The sequence below is a fragment of the Micromonospora sp. NPDC047557 genome (genome assembly GCF_043205095.1).
Taxonomy (GTDB): Bacteria; Actinomycetota; Actinomycetes; order Mycobacteriales; family Micromonosporaceae; genus Micromonospora.
Window position 1 is genome coordinate 1147826 of record NZ_JBIDDK010000001.1, and the last position, 25330, is coordinate 1173155.

Sequence of the window (25330 nt, forward strand, 5' to 3'; positions counted from 1 at the left end):
GGTGGGCGGCTTTTACTGGGTGGGGATGTCGCGGGTTTGGAAGGTGCGTAGGGCCAGGGCCAGGAGGGCTGCCGTGATCACCGTCAGGGCCGCCAGGGGGGTGACCGTCCAGTTGTCGCCCAGGACCTGCGGGGTGTGCGTGAACGGGGAGACGTCCAGCGCCCACTGGCTCAGCTTCAGCACCGCGCCGATCTGACCGAGCAGCAGGCAGCCGGCGAGCACGGCCCAGGCCGCTACGGAGAACCGGGGCAGCCAGCCCACCAGCAGCGCGGCGAGTCCGGCGAGCACCCACGCCGCCGGCACCTGGGCCAGCCCCGCGCCGAGCAGTCGAGGCACCTCACGGCCGACGTCGCCCACGCTGAGGCCGTACGACAGCCCGGTCGCAAATCCCGCCACGGCCAGCACCACCACCGGGCCGAGCAGCGCGAAGAGCAGGTGCGCCGCCAGCCAGCGGGACCGGCTCACCGCCGTGGCGAGCAGCGGTTCGGCCCGCCCGGCGGTCTCCTCGGCCCGCGCCCGCAGCGCGGCCTGGATGCCGTACCCGGCGGCGGCCAGCGCGGTGAGGCTCAACGAGCTCCCGAGGTACGCCTCGGCCAGGGCCGACGAACCGCCCAGCCGGGCCAGGATCTCGGCGACCTGTTGGTTGCCCTGCACCGCGTCGCCGGCCGCGTCGGCCGCGCCGCCCAGCACCAGGCCGAGCAGCCCGAAGCCGACCGTCCAGCCGAGCAACTGGCCCCGGTGCAGCCGCCAGGCCAGCCCGAACGGGCCGGCCAACCGGGGGCCGGCGGTGGCCGGGCCGAGCCGCGGCGGCAGCACTCCCGCGCCGAGGTCCCGGCGCACCGAGACGGGGTACGCGACGAGCGCGACCACCGCGGCGAACAGCACCGGCAGCAGCAGCACCCACCAGCGCTCACCGGCGAAGGGCCGCGCCCGGGGCGCCCAGCCCAGCGGCGAGACCCAGCTCAGCCATTCGGCCTTTCCGCCGGTGCCACCGGCGTCGCCCGCCAGCCGCAGCACGTAGGCCAACCCGAGCACACCCAGGCCGATGCCGCGCGCGCCGCCGGCGCTCTCGGTGAGCTGCGCGGCCAGACCGCCGACCGTGGCGAAAGCGACGCCGGTGAGCGCCAACCCGGCACCGAAGAGCAGCGAACCCGCGCCGGGCAGACCCGCGGCGACCAGGCCGCCGGCGATGAGCAGGCCGAGCAGCACATTCGCGGCGTACGCCACCAACAGCGCCGCGGTCAGACCGGCGTACCTGCCGAGGACCGTCGCGCCGAGCAGCTCCCGCCGGCCGGCCTCCTCCTCGGTGCGGGTGTGCCGCACCACCGTCAACAGGCTGGCCAACGCGGCGAACAACACCAGCAGACCGGCCCGCTGGACGGTCAGCGCGCCGACGCTGTCGCCGAACACCGGGCCGAGCAACGCGACGATCGACGGGTTGCTCGCCGTGCTGGCCAGGTACGCGGCCCGCTCGGCCTCGGTCGGGTACAGCTCGGCGTACGTGCCGGCGTAGCTGGCCGGCAGCACGGCCAGCAGGAGGACCCAGATCGGCAGCACGACCCGGTCTCGCCGCAGGATCAGCCGCACCAGGTGCCGGGTGCCGGTGAAAGCGGTCATGAGCGCACCTGCTCGGCCTGGTAGTGCCGCAGGAACAGCTCCTCCAGCGTCGGCGGTTGGCTGGTCAGGCTGCGTACGCCGATCTCGGTGAGCCGACGCAGCGCGGCGTCCAGCGCGGCGTTGTCCACGTCGAAGCGCACCCGCTGCCCGTCCACCCGCAGGTCGTGCACCCCGCCGAGCTGACCCAGCCCGTCCACCGGACCGGTCACTTCGGCCTCGATCGAGGTGCGTCGCAGGTGTCGCAGCTCGCTCAGGGTGCCGGTTTCCACGTCCCGCCCGTTGCGGATGATCGTCACCCGGTCACAGAGCGCCTCCACCTCGGCCAGGATGTGGCTGGAGAGCAGCACGGTGCGACCGTCCGCCCTGGCCCGGCGCACCCAGTGCTGGAAGACCTCCTCCATGAGCGGGTCCAGGCCGGAGGTCGGCTCGTCCAGGATGAGCAGTTCGACGTCCGACGCGAGGGCGGCCACCAGGCCGACCTTCTGCCGGTTGCCCTTGGAGTACGCCCGGCCCTTCTTGCGGGGGTCCAACTCGAAGGAGTCGAGCAGTTCGGCTCGGCGGCCCGGGTCGAGGCCGCCGCGCATCCGGCCGAGCAGGTCGATGACCTCACCGCCGGAGAGGTTGGGCCAGAGCGTCACGTCGCCTGGCACGTACGCCAGCCGGCGGTGCAGGGCCACCGCGTCGCGCCACGGGTCACCGCCGAGCAGTCGGATGTCCCCCGCGTCCGTCCGCAGCAGGCCGAGCAGGGCACGGATGGCTGTCGACTTGCCGGCGCCGTTCGGGCCGAGGAAGCCGTGCACCTCGCCGGCGCGGACGGTCAGGTCGAGACCGTCCAGCGCCCGGGTCCGGCCGAAGGTCTTGACCAGGCCGGACACCTCAATCGGAGTTTCCATATATCGGAAGCTACACTCGTTTCACAAAGTTGTGAAGACAGTGAGAGTCGGTGCACCATCGGTGCCCACGAACCGTGCAGGGAGGGACCACCATGGCAGCCGACGACGGCCACGACCCGGTGCACCTCTTCGTCGAACGGATGGCCCTCACGTTCGCCGAGGTCGGCTTCCCACGGATGGCCGCCCGGGTGTTGTTCACCGTGATGAGCGCCGACGACCCCCTGACGGCCGCCGAGATCGGCGAGCGGCTCGGGGTCAGCGCGGCGGCGGTCAGCGGCGCCGTCCGCTATCTCACCCAGTTCGGCATGCTGATCCGCGAGCCCGTTCCCCGGTCCCGCCGCGATCGCTACCGGATGCCGGACAACCCCTGGTACGAGGGGACCATCACCAAGACCGCGATCTACAAGACGTTCATCGACGTGGCCAGCTCCGGGGTGGACGCCCTCAACGGCCCGCAGACGCCAGCCGGCGAGCGGGTCGCCGAGATGCGCGACTTCTTCATCTTCGTGCAGGAGGAAGTCAACTCGCTGGGTGAGCGCTGGCGGATCCGCCGGGCCCAGACCGGCCATCTGCGCCCCGGCGAGGGCTGACCGGCCCGCTCAGTCTGAACTGCCCCAGCGGGCCTGCTCCAGCAGCTCCACCGCACGGTCCCGCGACTCCTGGTCGTCGGAGCGGAGCAGGGTGGTCGCCTCGTCGACCGCGTCGGTGAGCCGCCGCCACTGCGTGTCGCGCTCCCGAACCAGGTCCGACTGGGCGGCCAACTGCCGGGTCTTCACCCACAGCTCGACGAAGACCGACACCTTGGCCCGCAGCACCCACGGGTCGAACGGCTTGGTCAGGTAGTCCACCGCACCCACCTGGTAGCCCCGAAGGGCGAGCTGGGCGTCCCGGTCGGCGGCGGTGAGGAAGATGATCGGCACGTGCCGGGTCCGCTCCCGGCGCTTGATGTGGCTGGCCGTCTCGAAGCCGTCCATGTCCGGCATCTGCGCGTCCAACAGGATCACCGCGAAGTCGTCCACCAGCAGCTGCTTGAGCGCCGCCTCGCCGCTCTCCACAGCCACCGACTGAACCGGCAGGCCCTGGAGGATCGCCTCCAGCGCCATCAGATTCTCCCGGCGGTCGTCCACGAGCAGCGCCTTGGCCATCTGGGTCACGAAGTCTCCTCGGTCCGGCCGCCGCTGATCCAGGACGACATCAACTCGATCAGGTCATCCAGGTCGACCGGCTTGGTGATGTAGTCGCTTCCCCCGGCCGCGAGCGCGGACTCGCGGTCACCCGGCATCGCCTTCGCGGTCAGGAAGACGACCGGAAGGTCGGCGAACCGGTGGTTACGGCGGATCTGGCGGGTCGTCTCGTATCCGTCCTGGTCCGGCATCATGGCGTCCATCAGCACGATGTCCACCTCCGGGTGCTCGGCCAGCAGGCGGACGCCGTCCGCCCCGTTGTCCGAGTACAGCACGGTCATGCCGTGCAGCTCCAACGCGCTGGTCAGAGCGAAGACGTTGCGGACGTCGTCGTCCACGATCAGCACGGTGGCGCCGTCCAACTGACGGGTAACCGGCGCCTCCGGCCGCGCCGGCAGCAGCTCCAGCGGCGGCATCAACAGCGACGACGGCAGGCCGGCACGCTGCGGTGACGGCGGCTGGGGCGCGACCACCGCGTCCGGAGCGAGGACCTGGGGCACGAACAACGTGAACGTCGAACCCTGCCCGGGCGCCGACGACACCGTGATGGTGCCGCCGATCAGCCGGGCCAGGTCACGGCTGATCGACAGCCCCAGGCCGGTGCCGCCGTAGCGGCGGCTGGTCGTGCCGTCCGCCTGCTGGAACGCCTCGAAGATGATCGACAGCTTGTCGTCGGAGATGCCGATGCCGGTGTCGATCACCGTGAACGCGATCACCTGCTGGGCGTTGGTAAGCGCCGGCACGTCGAAGACCGCGTTCTCGGCCGCCGGGGCGATGCGCAAGGTCACCGCGCCGTTGTCGGTGAACTTCACCGCGTTGGAGAGCAGGTTGCGCAGGATCTGCTGCAACCGCTGCGCGTCGGTGACCAACGCCGGCGGCAGATCCTTGCTGACCCGTACCTGGAAGTCGAGGTTCTTCTCCTCGGCCTGCGGCGCGAACGCCTGCTCGACGTAGCCGCGGATCTCCGCGAAGCGGATCTCGGTGGGCTCGACGTCCATCCGGCCGGCCTCGATCTTGGACAGGTCCAGGATGTCGTCGATCAGCGAGAGCAGGTCCGAACCGGCACTGTGGATGGTCCGGGCGAACTCGATCTGCTTCGGGTTGAGGTTCTGCTCCGAGTTCTCGGCCAGCAGCCGGGCCAGCAACAGCAGCGAGTTCAGCGGCGTACGCAGCTCGTGGCTCATGTTGGCCAGGAACTCCGACTTGTACGCCGAGGCCCGCGTGAGCTGCTGCGCCTTCTCCTCCAGGCCGAGCCGGGCCAGCTCGATCTCCCGGTTCTTGGTCTCGATGTTGCCCTTCTGCTCGGAGAGCAGGGTGGCCTTCTCCTCCAGCTCGGCGTTGGTGCGCTGCAACTCCGCCGACTGCTCCTGCAACTCGTGCGCGAGTCGCTGCGACTGGGCCAGCAGCTCCTCCGTACGCCGGTTGGCCTGGATGGTGTTGACCGCGATGCCGATGGTGAGCACCAGCCGCTCCAGGAACGACAGGTGCAGCTCGGAGAAGGCGGCCACGCTGGCGAACTCGATCACCCCGAGCAACTCCCCCTCGAACAGCACGGGGAGCACCACCAGGTCGGACGGGGGCGTCTCGGCCAGGCCGGAGCGCAGCGTGAGGCGGCTGTTCGGGGAGGCGCTGACCCGGATCGTCCGGCGCGAGAGGGCGGTCTGGCCGACCAGCCCCTCACCCGGCCCGAAGGTGACGTCGTGCCCGCGCGCCACGTACCCGTACGACGAGGTCAACCGCAGCCGCATGCTGCCGTCGGTGTCGTCGGCCAGGAAGAAGGCACCGAGCTGGGCGTCGACCAGCGGGGTCACCTCGGTCATGATCATGCGGCAGACCTCGACCAGGTCCCGCTGGCCCTGCAACAGGCCACCGATGCGGGCCAGGTTGGAGTCGAGCCAGCCCTGCTCGGCGTTCTTCTTGGTCGTCTCCCGGAGGGTGACGATCATCTGGTTGATGTTGTCCTTCAGCTCGGCGACCTCGCCCTGCGCCTTGACGGCGATCCGCTGGGTCAGGTCGCCCCGGGTCACCGACGTGGACACCTGCGCGATGGCCCGCAGCTGGGTGGTCAGCGTCGAGGCGAGCTGGTTGACGTTCTCGGTGAGGTCGCGCCAGGTGCCGGAGACGCCCTTGACCTGCGCCTGACCGCCCAGCTTGCCCTCGATACCGACCTCGCGGGCCACCCGGGTCACCTCGTCGGCGAACGACGAGAGCTGGTCCACCATCGTGTTGACAGTCGACTTCAGCTCCAGGATCTCGCCCTGCGCGTCCACGGTGATCTTCTGGCTCAGGTCACCCTTCGCCACGGCGGTGGTCACCGAGGCGATGTTGCGGACCTGGCTGGTCAGGTTCGACGCCATCGAGTTCACGTTGTCGGTCAGATCCCGCCACGTGCCACTGACGCCCTTCACCTGCGCCTGACCGCCGAGCTTGCCCTCGGTGCCCACCTCGCGGGCCACCCGCGTCACCTCGTCGGCGAACGACGAGAGCTGGTCGACCATCGTGTTGACAGTCGACTTCAGCTCCAGGATCTCGCCCCGCGCGTCCACCGTGATCTTCTGCGACAGGTCACCCTTGGCCACCGCCGTGGAGACCTGCGCGATGTTGCGCACCTGGGCGGTCAGGTTCGACGCCATCGAGTTGACGTTGTCGGTCAGGTCCCGCCAGGTGCCGGCGACCCCGCGCACCTGGGCCTGGCCGCCGAGCTTGCCCTCGGTGCCCACCTCGCGCGCGACCCGGGTCACCTCGTCGGCGAACGACGAGAGCTGATCCACCATCGTGTTGACCGTCGACTTCAGCTCCAGGATCTCGCCCCGCGCGTCCACCGTGATCTTCTGCGACAGGTCACCCTTCGCCACGGCCGTGGTCACCGAGGCGATGTTTCGCACCTGGCTGGTCAGGTTCGACGCCATCGAGTTCACGTTGTCGGTCAGATCCCGCCACGTGCCGGAGACGCCCTTCACCTGCGCCTGACCGCCCAGGTTGCCCTCGGTACCCACCTCACGGGCCACCCGGGTCACCTCGTCGGCGAACGACGACAACTGGTCGACCATGGTGTTGACGGTGTTCTTCAGCTCCAGGATCTCGCCCTGGGCGTCGACGGTGATCTTCTGCGACAGGTCGCCCTTCGCCACTGCGGTGGAGACCTGGGAGATGTTGCGGACCTGGCTGGTCAGGTTGCCGGCGAGCTGGTTGACGTTCTCGGTGAGGTCGCGCCAGGTGCCGGAGACGCCGCGCACCTGCGCCTGACCACCCAGCTTGCCCTCGATGCCCACCTCACGGGCGACGCGCGTCACCTCGTCGGCGAACGACGACAGCTGGTCCACCATCGTGTTGACGGTGTCCTTCAGCTCCAGGATCTCGCCCTGCGCCGCCACGGTGATCTTCTGCGAGAGGTCACCGCGCGCGACCGCCGTGGAGACCTGCGCGATGTTGCGGACCTGGGCGGTCAGGTTCGACGCCATCGAGTTGACGCTGTCGGTCAGGTCCTTCCAGGTGCCGGCCACGTTCGGCACCTCGGCCTGGCCGCCCAGCTTGCCCTCGGTGCCCACCTCGCGGGCCACCCGGGTCACCTGCTCGGCGAAGAGCCGCAGCGTGTCGGTGAGGTAGTTCATCGTCGCGGCCAACTCGGCGACCTCACCGCGCGCGCCGACCGTGATCTTCTGCGACAGGTCGCCCTTGGCCACCGCCGTCGCCACCTGCGAGATCGACCGCACCTGGCCGGTCAGGTTCGACGCCATGGTGTTCACCGAGTCGGTGAGGTCCTTCCAGGTGCCGGCGACGCCCCGGACGTCGGCTTGGCCGCCCAGCTTGCCCTCGGTGCCCACCTCGCGGGCCACCCGGGTCACCTCGTTGGAGAACGACGAGAGCTGGTCGACCATCGTGTTCACGGTGCGCCCGATGCGCAGGTACTCACCGCGCAGCGGCCGACCGTCGATCTCCAACGCCATGTGCTGGGACAGGTCGCCGTCCGCGACCGCCACGATGACCCGGGCGATCTCGGTGGTGGGCCGGCCCAGGTCGTCGATCAGCGAGTTGATCGCCCGCTGCCCCTCCGCCCAGGAGCCGTCCAGCCCTTCGTCGTCGAGTCGCTCGGTGAGCCGGCCGTCCCGACCGACGATCCGGCTGATCCGCCGCAGGTCCAGGTACTGCCGCTCCTGGAGCGAGACCACCTCGTTGAAGGCGTCCGCTACCTCGCCGGCCTTGCCGGCACGGCGGGGCAGCCGGACCTTCAGGTCGCCGCGACCGATCCGTCGCAGCGCCTCGGTCAATTCATCGAGGAGCGCCTCGTGGTCGGGCGCGGACGGATCCGCGACCGACTGCTTCGCCGTGGTCATCATTCCTCGCTCAACTCGGGGGGCCCGTGCCCGTACGGACACACCGGCACCCCATATTGTGCCCGCGCGCGCCGCAGTGCCAGGGTGCGCGACCCGCCGGCCGACCCTGGTGGGCTCCACGATCCCCCCGGCGACGCCCAACCCGGCACAGACCTCGCCGAGTGGCGCTGCTCACCGTAGATCGCGCGGCCGGGCTCCCGCCGTGCCCGCCGCCACGCCGAACTCGCCGCACTCCGCCGACCGGCGTCCGTCCCGCCGATCGCGCATCGGCTTGGCACCCGGCGGGGGAACGGTGGAGGATACGGGGGTGTCAGCCGAGGCGGGGGCCGCGACGGCGGGGGCCGAGAGCGGGGCCGTCCGGCGTGTCCGCCTGCCCGCCGACCGCCGTACGCCCGCCGCCGCCCGCGCGGTCGTCCGCTCCGTCCTCGCCGAGGCGCACCTGGACGACCTGGTCAACGAGGCGCTGCTGCTCACCACCGAGCTGACCACCAACGCCGTCGAGCACGCCGGCACCGAACTGGACATCGAGGTCGTCGCGGACGACGTCGGGCTCTCCGTGACCGTTTCCGACTTCGCGCCCAGCGCGGGCAACGACGAGCTGACCGTCGGCACCCGCAACGACGCGACCGAGATCAACGAGGTCTCCGTACGCGGTCGCGGGCTGCTGCTCGTCGATCACTTCGCGAGCCGCTGGGGCACCACGTACCTGCCGACCGGCAAGGGCGTCTGGTTCCGGTTGGACCGGCCCGGGACCGAGCCGGCGGCCGGGGCCAGCGCCGGCGGCACGTCGACGGCGGGCAACCCCGGGGCCGTCGACAGCTCGGCTCCGAGCGCCGGCGCGATGAGCGAACTCATGCAGACCGCCCCCGACGTGTACGCGGACGACCCGCTGCCCGACTTCGCCGCCAGCCTGCTCAGCCGGGTCGCCGAGATGGTCGGCGCGGCCGGCGGCGCGATCCGCCTGGACCGCGGCGACGGTCAGGGCCGACAGTTGTTGGCGCGTTTCGGCCGGCAGCCCCGCCCCGACAGCGAGCTGCTCCGGGTGCCGCTGACGGTGCACCGCCCGTACGCCGGAGAGCTGGAGCTGGACGCCGCGCCGTCGGCGTACGCCCGGCCGCTGGCGGTGCTCACCGCCGAGCGCCTGTCACTGCACCTGGAGAACGACCGGCTGCGCCGGGCGGACGTACGCCGGCAGGCGTGGCTGACGTTCCTGGCCGAGGCGAGCGAGCTGCTGGCCCAGTCGCTGGACGTCGAGCTGACCATGGCGCTGATCCCGCAGTTGGTGGTGCCCCGCCTCGGCCAGTGGTGCGCGGTGCACACCACCGACGAGTGGGGTCGGCTGCGACTGGCGGCGGCCAGCCACGCCGACGAGTCGATGCTGCCGCAACTGCACAAGGTGCTGGCCGAGACCGGCCCGGACTCCATCCAGGCCCGGCTGCGCGAGGCGTCCCGCAGCGCGGCGCAGATCCCGCTCGGCGGGCCGATGGAGGGTTTCGCGGTCCCACTGATCGCCCGCGGCCAGCGGCTCGGCACCCTGGCGGTGGGCCGGCACCAACGGCACCGGCACGACCCGGACGAGGTGGCGGTGCTGGAGGACGTGGCCCGACGGGCCGCGCTGGCGATCGAGAACGCCCGCATCCACGCCGAGCGCCGACGGGTCGCGCAGACGCTCCAGCACTCCCTGCTGCCGCCCGTCCTGCCCGTGGTGGACGGCATCGGCTTCGCCGCCGAGTACGTGCCGACCGGCGACGACGCCGAGGTGGGTGGCGACTTCTACGACGTGGTGCCGCTGCCCGACGGGCGCTGGCTCGTGGTGATCGGGGACGTCTCGGGCAAGGGCGTCCAGGCAGCGGCGGTCACCGGGCTGGTCCGCGACGTGATCCGGGTGCTGGTCGGCGACGGCAAGCCGCTGCCGGAGGCGCTGGCCCGGCTCAACGAGACGCTTGTCGAACGGGGTGGCGGCCGATACTGCACGCTGGCCCTGGCGGCGGTCGGGCCGGGTGACGGTGACCGCCTGGACGTCTCCCTGCACCTGGCGGGGCACGACCGGCCGGTGCTGCTGGCCGGTGGAGGTGGCGCCCGGTTCGTCGGCACCGGTGGCACGGCCCTGGGCCTGCTCGACACGATCACCTCGCCGACGGCGGAGATCACGCTCGCCCCGGGTGACTCGCTGATCTTCTACACCGACGGGGTCACCGAGCGGCGGCGCGGTCGGGAGCTGTTCGGCACCGACCGGCTGCGGGACGCGGCAGCGCCGTTGGCCGGCTACTCGGCGGACGTGGTCGCCGCCCGCCTACGCGCCGCCGCGATCAACTTCTCGGTCGAGCCGCCCCGGGACGACATCGCCGTGCTGGTGCTCCGCAACGACGCGGTCTGACACCCGCCACCGGCTCACCAGGCGGCGGTGCGCCCGATAGATTGACCGCCATGTCGACTGTCGCGCGGGACGCACCGTACTCCCGACCGGTGGTCCGGGCGCTGATCGCCGCGCAGCTCGCGACCGTCGGGGCGTTCCTCACGGTGCTGGTGCTCTACCTCGGCCGGATGGCCATCGCCGGCGTCGGGCCTGCCGAGATGCTGACCGGCGCGTACGACCCCAAGGAGCTGATCCCGTTCGGGACGCACGGGGCGAACCCGCTCTTCTGGCTCTACGCACTGGTGTCGGTGCTGTATCTGGTGGGCGCGGTGCTCGGGCCGCCGCTGGCGCTCGTCGCGCTGGCACTGGCGGCCCGCGAGCACGGCACCATGCCCCGGACGACGCGCACTCTGCTGCTGGCCGGTGCGGCCAGCACGGTGGTGGTACTGGTGGCCCGGTTCACTCCGCCGCTGCTGGACATGCACCGGTGGTGGCTGGACTAACCGATCGGCGGCGTCGCGCCCGGGTCACAGCCCGCCGGGGAGGCGGCCGGGGGCGAGACGGTGCTCCGGGTCGAGGTGCTCCTTGGCGGCCCGCAGCCGGGCCAGGCCGGCCAGCTCACCCCAGAGGTCCACGGCCTGGCGCACCGCCGCGGGGGCGGAGACGACCACGCAGCGACCCTGTCGGGCCAGCAGGACGCCACGGACCGCGGCCAGGATGGATGCCACCCGGTCGGGCGCCACCGCGCCGGGCAGGGCTGCATGCACCACGCCCAGCCCGGCCGAGCCCCGCACCGGCACGGGAGCGCCGGCCGCGTCCCGCAACGCGTAGACGGCGGCGTGGAGATCGCTGATCGGCACCTCCAGGCGCAGCGCGGTGTCACCAGGCGCGAACGGGTAGCGCCGCCACCACGGCGGGGCGGAGTGGGCAACCGTCGCCTCGCCGTGCAGCAGCCCGACCAGCCGCTCGGCGCGCTCGGTGACCTCGGCCGGGCCACCCTCCAGCAGCACGACCAGGCTGCCTGCCCGGGACGGGGCACCGGACCGACCGGACATCGACGGGTGGCGCTCGCGGGCGGTTGCGGCGGGGTGGCCGGGCGGGTAGGCGGTGCGCGGCCTGGGTGGCCCGCCGGGCAGGTCCAGCTCGATGGCCGCCGGCTCCAGTCGGGCGGCGAGAATCGCCCGGACCAGGTCGTGGACCTCCAGCGGCGTCCACACCGGACGGGACACCCAGAGCCGGCTGGCCGGCACCGGCTGCACCCGCAGGCTCGCCGAGACCAGCACGCCGAGGGCGCCCTGCGAGCCGCAGAGCAGCCGGGCCAGGTCGAGCCCGGGCACGCCACCGCCGGCGCTGACCAGCTCACCGTCGGCGCCCAGGTAGCGGACGCCGAGGAGCTGGTCGCACGGGCTGCCGTGGCGGTGCCGGAGCGGCCCGGCCTCCCCGGCGGCGAGCACTCCGCCGAGCGTTGCGCCGGGCGACGGGGCGTCCATCGCGAGCCGCTGCCCGGTGCGCTCCAGAGTGGCCTGCACCGCCCGCAGCGGGGTGCCCGCACCCACCTCGGCCACCGGCGCGCCGACCGGCTCGTGGCCGATCCCCGCCAGCCGGCCGGTGTCGAGCATGATGTCGACCTGCGTGGGGGTGGCACCCCAGTCGATCTTCGTGCCGGCGCCCCGGGGCACCACCGCCAGGTCGTGCACGGCGGCCAGTCGCAGCACCTCGGCCGCGGCGTGCGGGCCACCGGGCACCGCCACCCAGCGGGCCGGACGCCCGGCGACCTCGTCGGCCGGGCCGGCGAGTCGGGCGAACGGCGGACCGCAGATCGCCGTCAGCCGCTGGGTGATCTCGAGGGCTCCGGACCGGCCGAGGGAGCTCGCTGCTGCCGCCATGCCGGCTATCGTACATGTGTTCGAAAGCCGTGGTGATGGCCTTCGGGGTGCCGCGGGTCCGGCGCGCGGGGGGAGCCGGCCGGTAACGTGGCCGCCGTGACCACCGAGACTGCCCCGCCCGCGGCGAAGCGGGTGCCCACCGAGCGCACCCACCACGGCGACACCGTCGTCGACGAGTACGCCTGGCTCGCCGCCAAGGACGACCCGGAGACGATCGCCTACCTGACCGCCGAGAACGCGTTCACCGAGGAGCGCACCGCGCACCTGGCCGCCCTGCGCGCGGAGCTGTTCGAGGAGACCCGCCAGCGGACCTTGGAGACGGACCTGTCCGTGCCCACCCGCAAGGGCGGGCACTGGTACTACACCCGGACGATCGAGGGCCAGCAGTACGGGGTGCACTGCCGGCGCGCGGTCCGCGACGGCGAGACCGACCCGCCGGTCAGCGCGGACGGCGCGCCGCTCGACGGCGAGGAGGTGCTGCTCGACGGCAACCTGCTGGCCGAGGGGCACGACTTCTTCTCGCTGGGCGCGTTCGACGTCAGCCCGGACGGGCGCTGGCTGGCGTACTCGACCGACTTCTCGGGTGACGAACGGTTCACCCTGCGCGTGAAGGACCTGAGCACCGGCGAGCTGCTGCCGGACGAGGTGCCCGACACGTTCTACGGCACCGCCTGGTCGGCCGACGCGTCCGTGCTGTTCTACGTGACGGTCGACGACGCCTGGCGGCCGAACCGGGTCTGGCGGCACACCATCGGCGCCGCGGCCGCCGACGACGTGGTGGTCCACCAGGAGGACGACGAGCGGTTCTGGGTGGGCGTCGAGCTGACCCGGTCGGAGAAGTTCATCCTCGTCGACATCCACAGCAAGATCACCAGCGAGGTGCTGGTGATCCCGGCCGGCAACCCCACCGGTGCGCCGGCCGTGATCGCGCCCCGCCGGCAGGGCGTCGAGTACGCCGTGGAGCACCACGGCCACCGCTTCCTGATCCTGCACAACGACGGCGCGGAGGACTTCGCGCTGGCGTTCACCTCGGCGGACGCCCCGGGCGACTGGGTGCCGCTGATCGAGCACACCCCCGGCACCCGCCTGGAGGCGGTCGACGCGTTCGCGAACCACCTGGTGGTGTCGCTGCGCACCGACGGGCTCACCGGCCTGCGGGTGCTGCCGGTCGGCAGCGACGACTCGTACGACATCGACTTCCCCGAGCCGCTCTACAGCGTGGGGTTGGACGCCAACCCGGAGTACCGCACGGGGCAGATCCGGCTGCGCTACTCCTCGCTGGTCACCCCCGACTCGGTGTACGACTTCGACCTGGTCACCCGGCAGATGGTGCTGCGCAAGCAGAAGCCCGTGCTGCCCGGGCCGGACGGGCGGCCGTACGACCCGGCCGAGTACGAGCAGCACCGCGACTGGGCGCTCGCCGACGACGGCACGCGGGTGCCGATCTCGCTGGTCTGCCGGGTCGGTACGCCCCGGGACGGCTCGGCACCGTGCGAGCTGTACGGCTACGGCTCGTACGAGGCCAGCATGGACCCGTGGTTCTCGGTGGCCCGCCTGTCCCTGCTGGACCGGGGCGTGGTCTTCGCGGTGGCGCACATCCGCGGCGGTGGCGAGCTGGGCCGGCGCTGGTACGACCAGGGCAAGATGCTGGCCAAGAAGAACACCTTCACCGACTTCGTCGCCTGCGCCCGGCACCTCGTCAAGGCCGGCTGGACGGCCAGCGACCGGCTGGTCGCCCGGGGCGCCTCGGCCGGTGGGCTGCTGATGGGCGCGGTCGCCAACCTCGCCCCGGACGCGTTCGCGGGGATCGTGGCGCAGGTGCCGTTCGTGGACGCGCTCACCTCGATCCTCGACCCGTCGCTGCCGCTCACCGTCACCGAGTGGGAGGAGTGGGGGAACCCCCTCGACGACCCCGAGGTCTACGCGTACATGAAGTCGTACACGCCGTACGAGAACGTCGCGGCGGTGGACTACCCGGCGATCCTCGCGGTGACCAGCCTCAACGACACGCGGGTGCTCTACTCCGAGCCGGCGAAGTGGATCGCACGGCTGCGGGCGACCGCACCGCAGGGCGACTACCTGCTCAAGACCGAGATGGGTGCCGGGCACGGTGGCCCGAGCGGTCGCTACGACGCCTGGCGCGAGGAGGCGTTCATCAACGCCTGGATCCTGGACCGCCTCGGTCGCGCCTGACGCGCTCGCCGGCTCGCCGGGACCCTGATCACGCTTGATCCGGGATGTAGTGGCCTCACTCGGTCGTCGAGGCCACTACATCCAGGAAATTGCGCGATCATGCGCGCCTAGACTTCCCGGAGTGAGCGACGAGGCCGATGCGGACAACCCGGGAGCGGCCCGCCGGATGTCCGCGTGGATGATCCTGGCAGTGGTGGCCGCCGCCCTTGTCGTCTGCTGCTGCTCCGCCGCCGTCGGCCTGCTGATCTCCTGGTGGGCCGGCCTGTTCCACGCCCCGACCTGACCGACCGACGGCCGACCCCGCGCCGGCCACACCTCGTCGGTCAGGCCGTCCGCAGCTCGTCCACCGCCGTGCTCACCCGCAGGAAGAGCAGGCCGACGCCGACCGTCACCAGCACCGCCGCCAGGGCGCCGGCGCCGAGCCAGGCCAGCTGTTCCAGGGGTACGGCGATCGCTTTCTCCACCCCGGCGGTCTGCACGATCCGCGTGTACTGGCTGCGGGTGGCCGGATCGTCGCAGAGCGCCGCGCCGGCGTCGCAGACCTCGATCGACGACCCGCTCGTGGTGATGCTCTGGAAGAGCCCTCGGCCGAGCAGCAAGCCCACGGTGAGCGCCAGCAGGATCGCCGGCACGGCCGGGGTGAGCGCCTGCCAGGCCACCGATGCGCTGAGCGTGCTGCGGGGCACGCCGGTGGCGACCAGCGCGGCGTAGGCCCGTCGGCGGGCGACGATCCCCTCGACCAGCGCGACGATCAGGCCGCCCGCCGCGATCAGCACCGCCACGGCCACCGCGGCGTCGACCAGATCCATCGTCGACAGATAGAAGGGGTTGGTGCCCGCGTCCACCCCGGCGAGCCGGTTCTGCTCCCGTTCCACCTCGTCCTGTGCGACGAAGTAGGCGCGCTGTGCCGCCGCGCCGGCACCGAAGATCACGGCGGCCAGCAACGCGGCGAACGTCCGGCTGCCCGCCCACGGGTCGGCCATCAGCCGGCCCGCCGCGAGCAGCGCCGACGCACCGCGGGCGTGCCGGTGCAGCAACCGTCCGCAGGTGTGCGAGATCCAGCCGGTGCCGATGACCACCCCGATCATCGCGGTGAGCCCACCCGCCAGGAACAACAGCGGCACCAGCCAGCCCAGAACCGCGTCGTTCCCGTCGAACCGGTACACCAGCGGGCGTACAGCGACGAAGGAGGCCAGGCCCAGGCCGATCAGCAGCCCGGCCCAGGGGCGCGGACCCCGCTCGCGGGCGGCCTTGCGACTGACCCCGAGCGGGCTGGTCGTGACCGTGCGCAGCATCAGGGCGGTGGCCAGCGCCGCGATCACCGGCAGACCCAGCACCACCGCGACCAGCGCGCCGACCGACGGCAGCACGTCGGTGGGCAGGGCCAGCCGACCCTGCTCGTCCGGGCGGTGCAGCAGCGCACGGCCGGCCAGGTAGACGCCCAGCCCGGCGAGGGTGCCGAGCAGGCTGGCCAGGCCGGTCTCCAGCACCGCCAGGCGGGTGACCTGACCGGGCGTGGCGCCGGCCAGCCGGAGCGCCGCGAGTCGCCGGTCCCGGGCCGGCGCCCCGAGCCGGGCACACTGGCCGGCCAGCGCCAGCACCGGAACGGCCAACATCAGCAGCGCGAACGCCGTCCCCCCGCGCAGTCCCGGCTCACTCAGCAGCGCGTTGCGGTACTGCTCGGACTCCGCCCGGGCGTTGCCGGGCGGTTTCGGGATGGCCAGCACGGTGAGCGCCGCCAGCCCGGCCAGCGTCGCCAGCAGGGCACTGAGCGCGGTCAGCACCACCCGCGCGGTGTCGGTCCGGTTGCCGGCCAGCGCGAGCCGCACCAGCGTCGCCGGCCTCACCGGGGGCCGCCCGCCAACGGCACGTCGAGCCCCAGACCGGTGTGGTCCACCAGGCCGTCGCGCAGCACGATCTCCCGATCGGCGTACGCGGCGATCCGGGGCTCGTGCGTGACCAGCACGACGGACGTGCCTTGCTCGCGGGCGAGCCGAACCAGCTGGGTGAGCACCTGCTCGCCGGTGAGCGTGTCCAGCGCGCCGGTCGGCTCATCGGCGAAGAGCACCCGCGGCTCGGTGACCAGCGCCCGAGCCGTGGCGCACCGCTGCTGCTGACCGCCGGACATCTCACCCGGCCGGAGGTCGGCCAGGTCGGCCACCCCGAACCGTTCCAGCCAGGTGAGGGCCGCCGTCCGTGCCTCTCGCCGCCCCGTGCCGGCGAGGAGCAGGGGCAGGGCCACGTTCTCGGCCGCGGTCAGCTCGGCGACCAGCTGGCCGAACTGGAACAGCACGCCGAACTCGGTGCGCCGCAGCCGGGACCGGGCCGCCTCCGACCAGGTGTCGATCCGGTGGCCGCGCCAGGTGACCTCGCCCGCGTCGGGCCGGAGGATCCCGGCCAGGCAGTGCAGCAGGGTCGACTTGCCGCAGCCACTCGGACCGGTGACCGCGACGATCTCGCCCTCGGCCACGTCGAGCGTCACACCGCGCAGCGCGGGCGTCGGACCGTACGCCCGAACCACGCCGCGAGCCTGGAGTTGCGTCACGCGTGCACCTCCCGGTGCCAGTCGGCGACCCGGCCCAGGGTGGTGTGCAGCCACCGCAGGTCCGCGTCGAGATGGGCGATCGCGAAGTCGGCCGCGACCACGTCGTTGAGGGTGGCGGCCGGGTCGGTCTTGACCGCCGTCAGCTCCCGCAGCCGTGCGGTGTGCGCGGCGCGCTGGGCCACCAGGTACGACCGCGCCCGGTCGACGTCGGCGACCAGCAGCGCCACCACGACCTTGGCGAAGAGCGTGCTGGCCACGTACGGCATCGGTGGTTCCACGGTGGACAGCCAGCGATCCAGCGTGGAGCGGCCCTCGTCGGTAAGCGCGTACGTCGTGCGGTCCGGCCCGGAGGCGCGGTCCTGACCCGCGGTGGCCACCAGACCGTCCCGTTCCAGGCGGCCGAGGGTGGCGTAGACCTGCCCGAACGCCAACGGCCGAGCCCGCGGCAACCGCTGGTCATGCGCACGCTTGAGCTCATACCCGTGCCGGCTGCCCCCAGCGAGCAACCCGAGCAGCACATGCGGCGTGGACACCCGGCCCACTATTCACCCAGCGAATACCCAAGTCAACCACCCCCCTCCCCCAGCCCTCGGCCCTGACTGCTGGTGATCAAGAGGTTTGGGTCAGATTTCGCCCCGCTGATGACGCAAACCTCTTGATCACCGGGGCGAAGGGGTGGGGGTGGGAGTGGGGTTAGGGGGTTTGGGGCCAGGTGGGGGTTCGGCCGGTCTGGGTCAGGAGGTGGTCCAGGTCGGCGCTGCCGGAGGCCGTTGTGGAGGTGGGTGGGGTTGGGGTGGGGTCGGCGAAGACACCCATCTTGCGGGCGGTCGGGCCCAACTGCTCGACCAGGGCGTGCAGCTCGGTCACCGCCTCCGGGGCGGGCTGGTAGGGCTGGCCGGTCGCCACGGCGAGATCCCAGCCGTGCACGATCAGGTCCAGCAGGGCCATGCCGCCGACGACGGTCTGCGGCAGCCCCATGCCCGGCGAGACGCCCTCCAGCGTGGACGGGTCCGACCAGGCGACGATCAGGCGGTCGGTCTCGACCGCGAACCGGTCCCGCCAGCCGTCGTCCAGGTGGTCGGGTTTCTCGGCCCACTCCACCGGCCTCTTCTCGGCCAGGTCCTGGAAGTTCACCACCACCTCGAACAGGTGGTTGAGCAGATCACGGACCACGTAGTCGCGGCACGGAGTGGGCAGGTCGAGCTGGTCGTCGGCGATGCCGCGTACCACGTCGACGGTTCGCGGCGCGGCAGCCGCCAGCAGATCGCTAGTCTGAGTGGCCATACGGCCAGCGTATGAGGGTGGTCTTGAAGAAATGCGACAGCGACCGCGCGGCGACAGCCGGGGGATTCTCGACCCGGCTCGGTTGCTGCGCGAGGTCCGCTTCCGGCGGCACCTGCCGGCCGAACCGCTGCGCGAGTGGGTCGAGCACTACTGGTTGATCGACTGGACGTTGAGCGCGCCGTTCGAGCAACGGGTCGTGCCGCACCCGGCGGTGAACGTGGTGTTCCGCAGCGATGGTGCGCGTGACCGCGACGGCGACGCCGCGGAGGCCGGCGAGGTGGCCGGCGTCGGCCGCGACCTGTTCCGGATCACGCTCACCGGCACCGGCCGGGTCTGCGGGATCCAGTTCCGCCCCGGTGGTTTCCACCCGTTCTGGCGTCGGTCGGTGGCCGAGTTGACCGGACGTCGACTGCCACTGCCCGCCGGCCGGCTGACCCGTCCCGCCCATCCCGTCTGCGCGGGCAGCGACAACGACCGCTGTCGCGCGCTCGACGCGGCGCTCATCGCGTGGGCGCCCGACCCGGACCCGGCCGCAGCGGAGGCCGTTCGGCTGGCCGAGTCCATCCGCGCCGACCGGACGGTGCTGCGCGTCGACGAGTTCGCCGCGCGGCACGACGTTCCGGTCCGCCGGCTACAGCGGCTCTTCACCGAATGCGTGGGGGTCGGCCCGAAGTGGGTGATCCGCCGCTACCGCCTCCAGGAAGCCGTCGAGCGGGCCGCCGGGGCTCCGCTCGACTGGGCGGGCCTCGCCGCCACCCTCGGCTACAGCGACCAGGCCCACCTGGTCCGCGACTTCACCGCCGTCGCCGGAGTGTCACCCGCCGCGTACGCCCGCTCGGTGCACTGAGCCGCACGCGCGACCACCGGGCAGCACCCACGGCGCAGCGACCACCGAGCAGCCCTGCGGTGCCGCCGCGCTCAGCGACGGCGCACGACGACCACGGCGACGTCGTCCTGGATCTTGGATGGGGCCAGCTCCACCAGTAGTCGGGCGCAGAAGTCGTCCAGGTTGTCGTCCACGGTGGCGGCGACCGCGGCGAGCGCGGCCAGGCCCTCGTCGATGGTGGCGTCCCGGCGCTCGATCAACCCGTCGGTGTAGAACACCAGCGTGGCGCCGGCCGGCAGGACGAACTCCAGGTCGGCCGGTCGGGGCGCGCGGACGCCGAGCAGCGGCGCCGAGTGCTGCACGAACTCGACCTTGCCGTTCTGGTGCAGCAGCGGGGGCAGGTGACCGGCGCTGGCCAGCCGCACCCGCCCGGTCGGCGGGTGCAGCAGCAGGACGCAGAGCGTGGCCAGTTCGTTCGGCAGCAGGGTCCGCATCAGCTCGTTGACCCGGTGCAGGATCTCGCCGGGTTGGTGCCCCTCGACGGCGTACGCCCGCACCGCGTGCCGCAGCTCGGCCATCACGGTGGCCGCGTGCAGCGAGTGGCCGGCCACGTCGCCGATCGCCAGCAGGAGGTGCCCGTCGAGCATCACCAGCTCGTAGAAGTCGCCGCCCACCTCGGTCTGCGCGCTGGCGGGCTCGTAGCGCACCGCGAAATCCAGGCCGGTCACCGTGGGCAGGCTGCGCGGGAGCAGGCTGCGCTGCAGGGTGACGGCGATGCGGTGCTCCTCGTCGAAGGAGCGCTGGGCCTCGACCGCCGCCGCCACGGCCTGGGCGAGCTGCACGAGCACCGGCGTGCGGGCGGTCTGGGTGGCGGTGGGGACCACCACGTACAGCGGCGCCCGGTCCTCGCGCAGCCGAGCCGCGGCCACGGTCACCGAGTCGTCCGCCGGCCAGGTGAGCAGCCCCCAGTTCGCCGGGGCCTCCACCTTGACCGTGGCCCCCGTGGGCACCCCGGTGTCGTCGACGACCCAGGGCACGATGGCGGCTTCGGCGCCGGGGCCGGCGCAGATACCGGCGAGGCAGTCACCGTCGAACGTCTCGGCGATCACGGCGGCGGGGCTCTTGAAGATCTCCGCGGCCCCCTCCGCGGCGACCTCGAGCAGCCGCGTGAAGGTCGACGCGGCGTGCACCGCGACGGTGGTGTCGGCGAGGCCGAGCAGCCGCTCGGCGAGCAGTTCGGCACGCTTGCGGGCCTGGTAGTACCGCAGGACCGCCCGGGTGGTGGCGATCAGCTCCTCGGGCTCGATCGGCTCGGCCAGGTACGCGTCCGCTCCCCGGGTCAGTCCCTGGGCGCGGTCGGCGACGTCCACCGCGTGCGCGGAGACGTGGATCACCGGCATCACCGGGTGCGCCGCCTTGATCCGCTCGCACACCTCGTAGCCGCTCAGGTCGGGCAGCCGGACGTCGAGCACCACCAGGTCGATCCGGTCCGTCTCGACCCGGGCCAGCGCCTCGGTGCCGCTCTCCGCTTCGAGGACTGTGTACCCGGCCCGGGTCAGCCAACTGACCAGCAGGTAACGCTTGGTCCGACTGTCGTCGACCACCAGGACGGTCGCCGGGCCGCCGTCCACCGTCACGCTCCGCCGGTGGGCAGGGAGACGGTGAATGTGCTGCCCCGGCCCGGCTCGCTGGTCAGCTCCAGCGTGCCCCCGAGCAGGGTCACCAGCCGCCGGGCGTACGGCAGGCCGAGGCCGGTGCCGCCGACCCGGGTCGCCCCCGGCACCTGGTAGAACTCCTCGAAGATCCGATCGTGCATCTCGGGGGCGATGCCCGGGCCGGTGTCACTGACCTCGAAGTTCCACCTGTCGTCGCGGTGCCGGACGCGCAGGCGCACCTCACCACGCTCGGTGAACTTCAACCCGTTGTGCAGCAGGTTGCGCAGCACCTGGCCGAGCAGCACCTCGTCGGTGCGGAGCACGGCCGGCGCAGTCGGCTCCTCCACGGTGAGCTCCACCTCCGGCCGGGTGGCCAGCGCCCGCATGGTGCCGCGCAGTTGGCCGAAGACCGGGCGCAGATCCACGTCCGCCCAGTCCGGCTCGATCCGGCCCGACTCCGCCTTGGCGAGATCCAGCAGTTCGTTGACCAGCCCGAGCAGGTCCTCCGCCGACGAGCGGATGAGACCCACCTGGCGGGCCTGTTCGGCGGTGAGCGGGTCGGAGGCTGAGTCGGCGAGCAGACGCCCCAACCCCATGATCGCGGTGACCGGGGCGCGCAGCTCGTGGCTCACGTTGGCCAGGAAGCGGCTCTTCGACTCGCTCGCGGCGCGCAGTTGGGCCGACTTCTCGTCCAGCTCGGCGTAGAGAGCGACCACCCCCCGGTTGGTCTCCTCCAACTCCTCGGTGAGCTGGTTGTAGAGCGCCAGCACGCCGCGGTTGGTCTCGGCCAGCTCCTCGTTCAGCACGGCCAGCTCGTCGCGCTGGCTGCGTACCTCGTCGAGTGCCGCGATGAGCTGGCCGTTCTGCACGGTCAGCTCATCCAGCGCGCTGGCCGGGGCGGTGCGGCCAAGTTCCGCACGGAACTCGGCCAGCCGCTCCGGAGTTGGTGTCGGCGCGTTGGCCGGGACTCTTCGGGACATCCGTACGACCGTAACCCCCTCGACGGTCGACACGCTCAGTGTGTCGACCAGTCGGGAGACCGCACCCGACTGCGGCTCGTACCGGCCGTCGGGCAGCGGGGCCACCGGGGCCAGGTCGGCGCGGAGGTGGAACCGGCCGTCGGATCCCGCGTCGACGTGGAACGTGACGTCCGCGCCGCCGGTCGTACGCAGCAGGTCCCGGGCGACCTCGCTGAGCGCGGTGGCGATTCGGACCTGGTCCTGGTGTTCGAGGCCCACCACGTTGGCCACCTCGCGGCCACGCTGGCGGATGACGAAGATGTCCTGCTCGACCCGCAGCGCCATCTGCAGCAGCGGCGGCGCGGCCGGCTCCGCGCTCATGCCCACGACCTCGCGACCAGAACGCAGGCGTCGTCGCGTCGGACGCCGGCGTCGCGCAGCAGGGTCGCCGCCATCACCAGCGGGGATCGTTCGGCGAGGCCCGGGTAGTCGGTCAACCGCCAGCGGTCGGCCACGCCGTCGCTGTGCATCACCAGCCGGGCGCCCGGTCCGAACGGGTAGTCGTAGCCCCGGACCGTCGGCCGCTGGTGCCCGGCGATGCCGGGCAGCGACACCAGCCCTCGGCGCTGGCCGTCGCCCTCGACGATCACGCCGCTGATGTTGCCCAGCCCGGCGTAGTGCAGCACGCCGGCCGCCAGCTCGGCGACCGCGAGCGCGGCGCCGCGGGTGTGCGACATGCTCCGATGCAGGTGACTGACCACCGCTGCCGGTGGGCTGGCCGGGGCGTCGCGGAAGGCCGCGAGCGCCGCCTCGGTGGCGGCGGCGGCCAGCGGCCCGTGCCCCAGCCCGTCGCTGACCAGCACCTGGTGCCGGCCGTCGGCGATCCGGACGGCGTACCCGTCGCCGCTGACCGTCTCGCCGGGAATGGGCCGGGCGAGGGCGCCGGCCCAGGACGGATGGGCCGGTTCGGCCGGCCAGACCTGCACGGCGAGGACGGTGCCCCGACCGGGCAGGGAGTACGCGTCGAACCAGCTCGCCTGCCGGACGATGGCGCCCAGGCCGATGCCGAGCGTGCCGGTGGTGGAGTGCCCGTCGCGGGACGAGACGGCGAGGTCGGCCATGCCGGGCCCGGAGTCGATGGCCACCAGCTCCACGCCGGCCTGCCCGGCGCGGCGGACCGGCCGGAGCAGCAGGACACCGTTGTCGGCGTGCTTGACGAGGTTGCTGGTCAGCTCGGCGGCGACGATGGCCAGGTCGGCGATGCGCGCCGCACCCATCTCGATCTGCTCGCCGAGGCGTTCCGCGGCGCGTCGTACGGCGCTGGCGGTGCTGCCGGCCTCCACCCGGAACCAGATGCCGCTGTCGGTGACCGGGTCCCCGTTCACCGCGACCACTTGGTCACCGTGATGCGCGTGCCGGTCTCCGCCGACGTCTCGATCTCGAACTCGTCGACCAGCCGCCGGGACCCGCTGAGCCCGAGGCCGAGGCCGCCGCCGGTGGTGTAGCCGTCGGTCAGGGCCATGTCGAGGTCGGCAATGCCGGGGCCGGAGTCGGCGAAGATGATCCGGACGCCCTTGCGACGACCGTTGTCCACGATCGTCACCTCCACGGTGCCGCCGCCGCCGTACACCAGGGTGTTGCGGGCCAGCTCGCTCGCTGCGGTGACCACCTTGGTCTGGTCGACGAGCGACAGCTTGACGGCGACCGCCACCGTGCGGACCAGTTGCCGGACGCGGACCACGTCCTCATCGCTGCGGACCGACTGCGCCTGCGGCTGGCCCAGGTCGACGCCCGTGGTCACGGCGTGGCCGTCTCGGCGTCCGGATCGTCGTCGAGCTGGAGGTCGAGCTCGTCGGCGCGGGCCGCCGCGATCAGCTCCATGCCGCGTTCGACGTTCAGCGCGGTACGGATGCCGTTCAGCGACAGCCCCAGTTCGACAAGGGTGATGGCGACGGCGGGTCGCATGCCGACCACCACCGTCTCGGCGTCGAGGACCTTGGAGATCGACGCGATGGTGGAGAGCATCCGCCCGACGAACGAGTCGACGATGTCCAGCGCCGTGATGTCGATGATGACGCCGTGGCAGCCGGTGGCCACGATCCGCTCGGCGAGGTCGTCCTGGAGCTGGACCGCCGTCTGGTCGGACATGTCGAGCTGGATCGAGACGAGCAGGATGTCACCGATCTTGAGGATCGGTACGCGCTCCATCAGACGTCCCGGCGTGGCTGGCGACGGGCGGTCTCCACCCCGTTGAGCCGCAGCACGTGCCGCAGCGCGTCGGCCAGGCTCGCCTTGGTGGCGATGTCGCCGAACTCGATGCCGAGCGCCACGATGGTCTGCGCGATCTGCGGACGGATGCCGGAGATGATGCAGTCGGCGCCCATCAGCCGGGCGGCCACCACGGTCTTCAGGATGTGCTGGGCGACCTGGGTGTCCACGGCGGGGACGCCGGTGATGTCGATGATCGCGTACGGGGAGCCGGTGTCGACCAGGGTCTGCAGCAGCCGCTCCATGACCACCTGGGCGCGGGCCGAGTCCAGGGTGCCGACCAGCGGGACGGCGACCACGCCCTCCCAGAGCTTGACCACCGGGGTGGAGAGTTCGAGCAGCTGCTCGGCCTGGTCGGCGATCAGGCTCTCGCGGGTGCGCACGAAGCTCTCGAAGGTGAACAGGCCCAGCTCGTCGACCAGCTTGGAGAAGGCGACGTAGTCGTGCAGCGCGTTGGCGCCGCCGGACTCCTGCACCAGGTCGGCCAGCACGTCCTTGAGCGCGAAGACGCTGATCGTCGTCTCGGTGGCGGAGAAGCCCTGTCGGGCCCTGCCCCGGGACAGCTCGGACAGCGTGGCGCGCAGTTCCGCGGCGTGCTCGGCGGACAGGTCGATCGTGCCCTGCTCACCGGCGCCGACGATGGCACCGTGCAGGTCCTCGACCTGCCGGCGCAGCTCGGCGTGACTCAGCCGACCCCGCAGCGAGCTGGCAACGATGTCGGTCCACCGCTGCGTGACCTGCTCGGCATGCTCGCCCAGCAGCGCGGCGAGCCGACCACTTTCCTCGGCGTTCAACGCCATCGTGAAACCCCCCTCGACCTGGACCGGCCGGACTCTATCACCGGGGTCTGCGCAACTACTTGCTCCGTAGCAATGGAATGATGATGGCCACCGGATGCCGGCTCCCGTCCTGCGTCGGATGACGATCGTGGGATACCGTTCCCCCGATAACAGGAGGTCTGGCGAATGTCCCTGACGGTGCACACGGAACAACGCGGCGACGTGGTCGTCGTGTCGGTCGCGGGCGAACTGGACATGGCAACCGCACCTCAGTTGCAGGATCAGATCACCGACCTGCTCGACAAGGGCCGTAACCGGCTGGTGTTCGACCTGGCGGACGTCTCGTTCTGCGACTCGACCGGTCTGTCGGTGTTCGTTCGCGCCAAGAACAGCTGTGACGAGGCCGGCGGTGTGGTGCGGTTGGCCGCTCCGCAGCGCGGGGTGCTGCGCATCCTCGAGGTGAGCGGGCTCGTCGAGGTGCTGCACACCTACCCGACGGTGGATGAGGCCGTCGCCGGCGAACCCACCCCGGCGTCCTCCTGATCGCTGTC

The 25330-nt window shown here is 72.3% G+C and carries 22 protein-coding genes; 7 read left to right on the forward strand and 15 right to left on the reverse strand.

Annotated features, from left to right (window positions below):
• Window positions 1–12 precede the first annotated feature (12 nt).
• Together ACGGAQ_RS05325 and ACGGAQ_RS05330 are read right to left on the reverse strand one after the other, a co-directional pair.
• Window positions 13–1617 carry an ABC transporter permease gene (locus ACGGAQ_RS05325; protein ID WP_393044804.1) on the reverse strand — a complete coding sequence of 535 codons (1605 nt, stop codon included), beginning with the start codon at window positions 1615–1617 and terminating at the stop codon, window positions 13–15.
• Entirely contained in the window at window positions 1614–2510 is an 897-nt protein-coding gene (locus tag ACGGAQ_RS05330; protein WP_393044805.1) for an ATP-binding cassette domain-containing protein, read from the reverse strand. Before ACGGAQ_RS05330 ends, ACGGAQ_RS05325 begins: the two co-directional genes overlap by 4 nt.
• A 92-nt stretch (window positions 2511–2602) precedes the next feature.
• Between ACGGAQ_RS05330 and ACGGAQ_RS05335 the strand changes: the two genes are divergently transcribed.
• Window positions 2603–3100, forward strand: coding sequence for a GbsR/MarR family transcriptional regulator (locus ACGGAQ_RS05335; protein ID WP_393044807.1), 498 nt, complete (start codon window positions 2603–2605; stop codon window positions 3098–3100).
• 9 nt (window positions 3101–3109) lie between these two features.
• On the opposite strand, the gene ACGGAQ_RS05340 is transcribed toward ACGGAQ_RS05335, so the two are convergent.
• Both ACGGAQ_RS05340 and ACGGAQ_RS05345 read right to left on the reverse strand, forming a co-directional pair.
• On the reverse strand, window positions 3110–3664 hold the full coding sequence (locus ACGGAQ_RS05340) for a two-component system response regulator (protein ID WP_393044809.1): 555 nt from the start codon (window positions 3662–3664) through the stop codon (window positions 3110–3112).
• A complete protein-coding gene (locus tag ACGGAQ_RS05345; protein WP_393044811.1) occupies window positions 3661–8028 on the reverse strand; it encodes a HAMP domain-containing protein in 4368 nt (1455 codons plus the stop codon). The genes ACGGAQ_RS05340 and ACGGAQ_RS05345 overlap by 4 nt, the downstream gene beginning before the upstream one ends.
• A 307-nt stretch (window positions 8029–8335) precedes the next feature.
• Between ACGGAQ_RS05345 and ACGGAQ_RS05350 the strand changes: the two genes are divergently transcribed.
• Both ACGGAQ_RS05350 and ACGGAQ_RS05355 read left to right on the forward strand, forming a co-directional pair.
• Window positions 8336–10405, forward strand: coding sequence for a SpoIIE family protein phosphatase (locus tag ACGGAQ_RS05350; RefSeq protein ID WP_393044813.1), 2070 nt, complete (start codon window positions 8336–8338; stop codon window positions 10403–10405).
• 50 nt (window positions 10406–10455) lie between these two features.
• Window positions 10456–10887 carry a hypothetical protein gene (locus tag ACGGAQ_RS05355; protein WP_393044815.1) on the forward strand — a complete coding sequence of 144 codons (432 nt, stop codon included), beginning with the start codon at window positions 10456–10458 and terminating at the stop codon, window positions 10885–10887.
• 24 nt (window positions 10888–10911) lie between these two features.
• Here ACGGAQ_RS05355 and ACGGAQ_RS05360 read toward each other — a convergent pair whose 3' ends face one another.
• Window positions 10912–12270, reverse strand: a complete 1359-nt coding sequence (locus ACGGAQ_RS05360; protein WP_393044817.1) for an FAD-binding oxidoreductase — start codon at window positions 12268–12270, stop codon at window positions 10912–10914.
• Between the two features lie 96 nt (window positions 12271–12366).
• Between ACGGAQ_RS05360 and ACGGAQ_RS05365 the strand changes: the two genes are divergently transcribed.
• Both ACGGAQ_RS05365 and ACGGAQ_RS05370 read left to right on the forward strand, forming a co-directional pair.
• Window positions 12367–14463: a S9 family peptidase gene (locus ACGGAQ_RS05365; protein ID WP_393044819.1), complete on the forward strand. Its 2097-nt coding sequence runs from the start codon at window positions 12367–12369 to the stop codon at window positions 14461–14463.
• A gap of 121 nt (window positions 14464–14584) precedes the next feature.
• On the forward strand, window positions 14585–14746 hold the full coding sequence (locus tag ACGGAQ_RS05370; protein WP_393044821.1) for a hypothetical protein: 162 nt from the start codon (window positions 14585–14587) through the stop codon (window positions 14744–14746).
• Between the two features lie 40 nt (window positions 14747–14786).
• Here ACGGAQ_RS05370 and ACGGAQ_RS05375 read toward each other — a convergent pair whose 3' ends face one another.
• The 4 genes from ACGGAQ_RS05375 to ACGGAQ_RS05390 all read right to left on the reverse strand — a co-directional run bounded on the left by ACGGAQ_RS05375 (window position 14787) and on the right by ACGGAQ_RS05390 (window position 18292).
• A complete protein-coding gene (locus ACGGAQ_RS05375) occupies window positions 14787–16310 on the reverse strand; it encodes an FtsX-like permease family protein (RefSeq protein WP_393044823.1) in 1524 nt (507 codons plus the stop codon).
• Window positions 16307–17008, reverse strand: a complete 702-nt coding sequence (locus tag ACGGAQ_RS05380) for an ABC transporter ATP-binding protein (protein WP_393044825.1) — start codon at window positions 17006–17008, stop codon at window positions 16307–16309. The genes ACGGAQ_RS05375 and ACGGAQ_RS05380 overlap by 4 nt, the downstream gene beginning before the upstream one ends.
• Window positions 17005–17541: a PadR family transcriptional regulator gene (locus ACGGAQ_RS05385; RefSeq protein ID WP_355134196.1), complete on the reverse strand. Its 537-nt coding sequence runs from the start codon at window positions 17539–17541 to the stop codon at window positions 17005–17007. Before ACGGAQ_RS05385 ends, ACGGAQ_RS05380 begins: the two co-directional genes overlap by 4 nt.
• Window positions 17542–17701: 160 nt before the next feature.
• A complete protein-coding gene (locus tag ACGGAQ_RS05390) occupies window positions 17702–18292 on the reverse strand; it encodes a TIGR03086 family metal-binding protein (RefSeq protein WP_393044827.1) in 591 nt (196 codons plus the stop codon).
• A 31-nt stretch (window positions 18293–18323) separates the two neighbouring features.
• Here ACGGAQ_RS05390 and ACGGAQ_RS05395 point away from each other — a divergent pair, with 31 nt between their 5' ends.
• Window positions 18324–19139, forward strand: coding sequence for a DUF6597 domain-containing transcriptional factor (locus ACGGAQ_RS05395; RefSeq protein WP_393044829.1), 816 nt, complete (start codon window positions 18324–18326; stop codon window positions 19137–19139).
• A gap of 71 nt (window positions 19140–19210) precedes the next feature.
• On the opposite strand, the gene ACGGAQ_RS05400 is transcribed toward ACGGAQ_RS05395, so the two are convergent.
• From ACGGAQ_RS05400 to ACGGAQ_RS05425, 6 genes are read right to left on the reverse strand one after another with little or no spacing between them, the layout of a single operon-like run.
• Window positions 19211–20749, reverse strand: a complete 1539-nt coding sequence (locus tag ACGGAQ_RS05400; protein WP_393045684.1) for a SpoIIE family protein phosphatase — start codon at window positions 20747–20749, stop codon at window positions 19211–19213.
• Window positions 20750–20751: 2 nt separating this feature from the next.
• The gene (locus ACGGAQ_RS05405) at window positions 20752–22113 is read right to left on the reverse strand and encodes a sensor histidine kinase (RefSeq protein WP_393044831.1); all 1362 of its coding nucleotides are present in this window, start codon (window positions 22111–22113) and stop codon (window positions 20752–20754) included.
• Window positions 22110–23117, reverse strand: coding sequence for a SpoIIE family protein phosphatase (locus ACGGAQ_RS05410; RefSeq protein WP_393045686.1), 1008 nt, complete (start codon window positions 23115–23117; stop codon window positions 22110–22112). The genes ACGGAQ_RS05405 and ACGGAQ_RS05410 overlap by 4 nt, the downstream gene beginning before the upstream one ends.
• Window positions 23114–23533, reverse strand: a complete 420-nt coding sequence (locus tag ACGGAQ_RS05415; protein WP_393044833.1) for an anti-sigma regulatory factor — start codon at window positions 23531–23533, stop codon at window positions 23114–23116. The genes ACGGAQ_RS05410 and ACGGAQ_RS05415 overlap by 4 nt, the downstream gene beginning before the upstream one ends.
• Window positions 23530–23940, reverse strand: a complete 411-nt coding sequence (locus tag ACGGAQ_RS05420; RefSeq protein ID WP_354853715.1) for an STAS domain-containing protein — start codon at window positions 23938–23940, stop codon at window positions 23530–23532. Before ACGGAQ_RS05420 ends, ACGGAQ_RS05415 begins: the two co-directional genes overlap by 4 nt.
• Window positions 23940–24800 carry an STAS domain-containing protein gene (locus ACGGAQ_RS05425; protein WP_393044835.1) on the reverse strand — a complete coding sequence of 287 codons (861 nt, stop codon included), beginning with the start codon at window positions 24798–24800 and terminating at the stop codon, window positions 23940–23942. The genes ACGGAQ_RS05420 and ACGGAQ_RS05425 overlap by 1 nt, the downstream gene beginning before the upstream one ends.
• A gap of 165 nt (window positions 24801–24965) precedes the next feature.
• On the opposite strand from ACGGAQ_RS05425, the gene ACGGAQ_RS05430 reads away from it, so the two are divergent.
• Window positions 24966–25322, forward strand: a complete 357-nt coding sequence (locus ACGGAQ_RS05430) for an STAS domain-containing protein (RefSeq protein WP_007454464.1) — start codon at window positions 24966–24968, stop codon at window positions 25320–25322.
• Window positions 25323–25330: the final 8 nt, after the last annotated feature.

Excerpts from the sequence above, each read along its gene's own strand:
- ACGGAQ_RS05345 (WP_393044811.1), bottom strand. The coding sequence starts at position 8,028 with ATGACCACGGCGAAGCAGTCGGTCGCGGATCCGTCCGCGCCCGACCAC.
- ACGGAQ_RS05360 (WP_393044817.1), bottom strand. The coding sequence starts at position 12,270 with ATGGCGGCAGCAGCGAGCTCCCTCGGCCGGTCCGGAGCCCTCGAGATC.
- ACGGAQ_RS05335 (WP_393044807.1), top strand. The coding sequence starts at position 2,603 with ATGGCAGCCGACGACGGCCACGACCCGGTGCACCTCTTCGTCGAACGG.
- ACGGAQ_RS05395 (WP_393044829.1), top strand. The coding sequence starts at position 18,324 with ATGCGACAGCGACCGCGCGGCGACAGCCGGGGGATTCTCGACCCGGCT.
- ACGGAQ_RS05325 (WP_393044804.1), bottom strand. The coding sequence starts at position 1,617 with ATGACCGCTTTCACCGGCACCCGGCACCTGGTGCGGCTGATCCTGCGG.
- ACGGAQ_RS05420 (WP_354853715.1), bottom strand. The coding sequence starts at position 23,940 with ATGGAGCGCGTACCGATCCTCAAGATCGGTGACATCCTGCTCGTCTCG.
- ACGGAQ_RS05430 (WP_007454464.1), top strand. The coding sequence starts at position 24,966 with ATGTCCCTGACGGTGCACACGGAACAACGCGGCGACGTGGTCGTCGTG.
- ACGGAQ_RS05330 (WP_393044805.1), bottom strand. The coding sequence starts at position 2,510 with ATGGAAACTCCGATTGAGGTGTCCGGCCTGGTCAAGACCTTCGGCCGG.
- ACGGAQ_RS05355 (WP_393044815.1), top strand. The coding sequence starts at position 10,456 with ATGTCGACTGTCGCGCGGGACGCACCGTACTCCCGACCGGTGGTCCGG.
- ACGGAQ_RS05390 (WP_393044827.1), bottom strand. The coding sequence starts at position 18,292 with ATGGCCACTCAGACTAGCGATCTGCTGGCGGCTGCCGCGCCGCGAACC.
- ACGGAQ_RS05405 (WP_393044831.1), bottom strand. The coding sequence starts at position 22,113 with ATGAGCGCGGAGCCGGCCGCGCCGCCGCTGCTGCAGATGGCGCTGCGG.
- ACGGAQ_RS05425 (WP_393044835.1), bottom strand. The coding sequence starts at position 24,800 with ATGGCGTTGAACGCCGAGGAAAGTGGTCGGCTCGCCGCGCTGCTGGGC.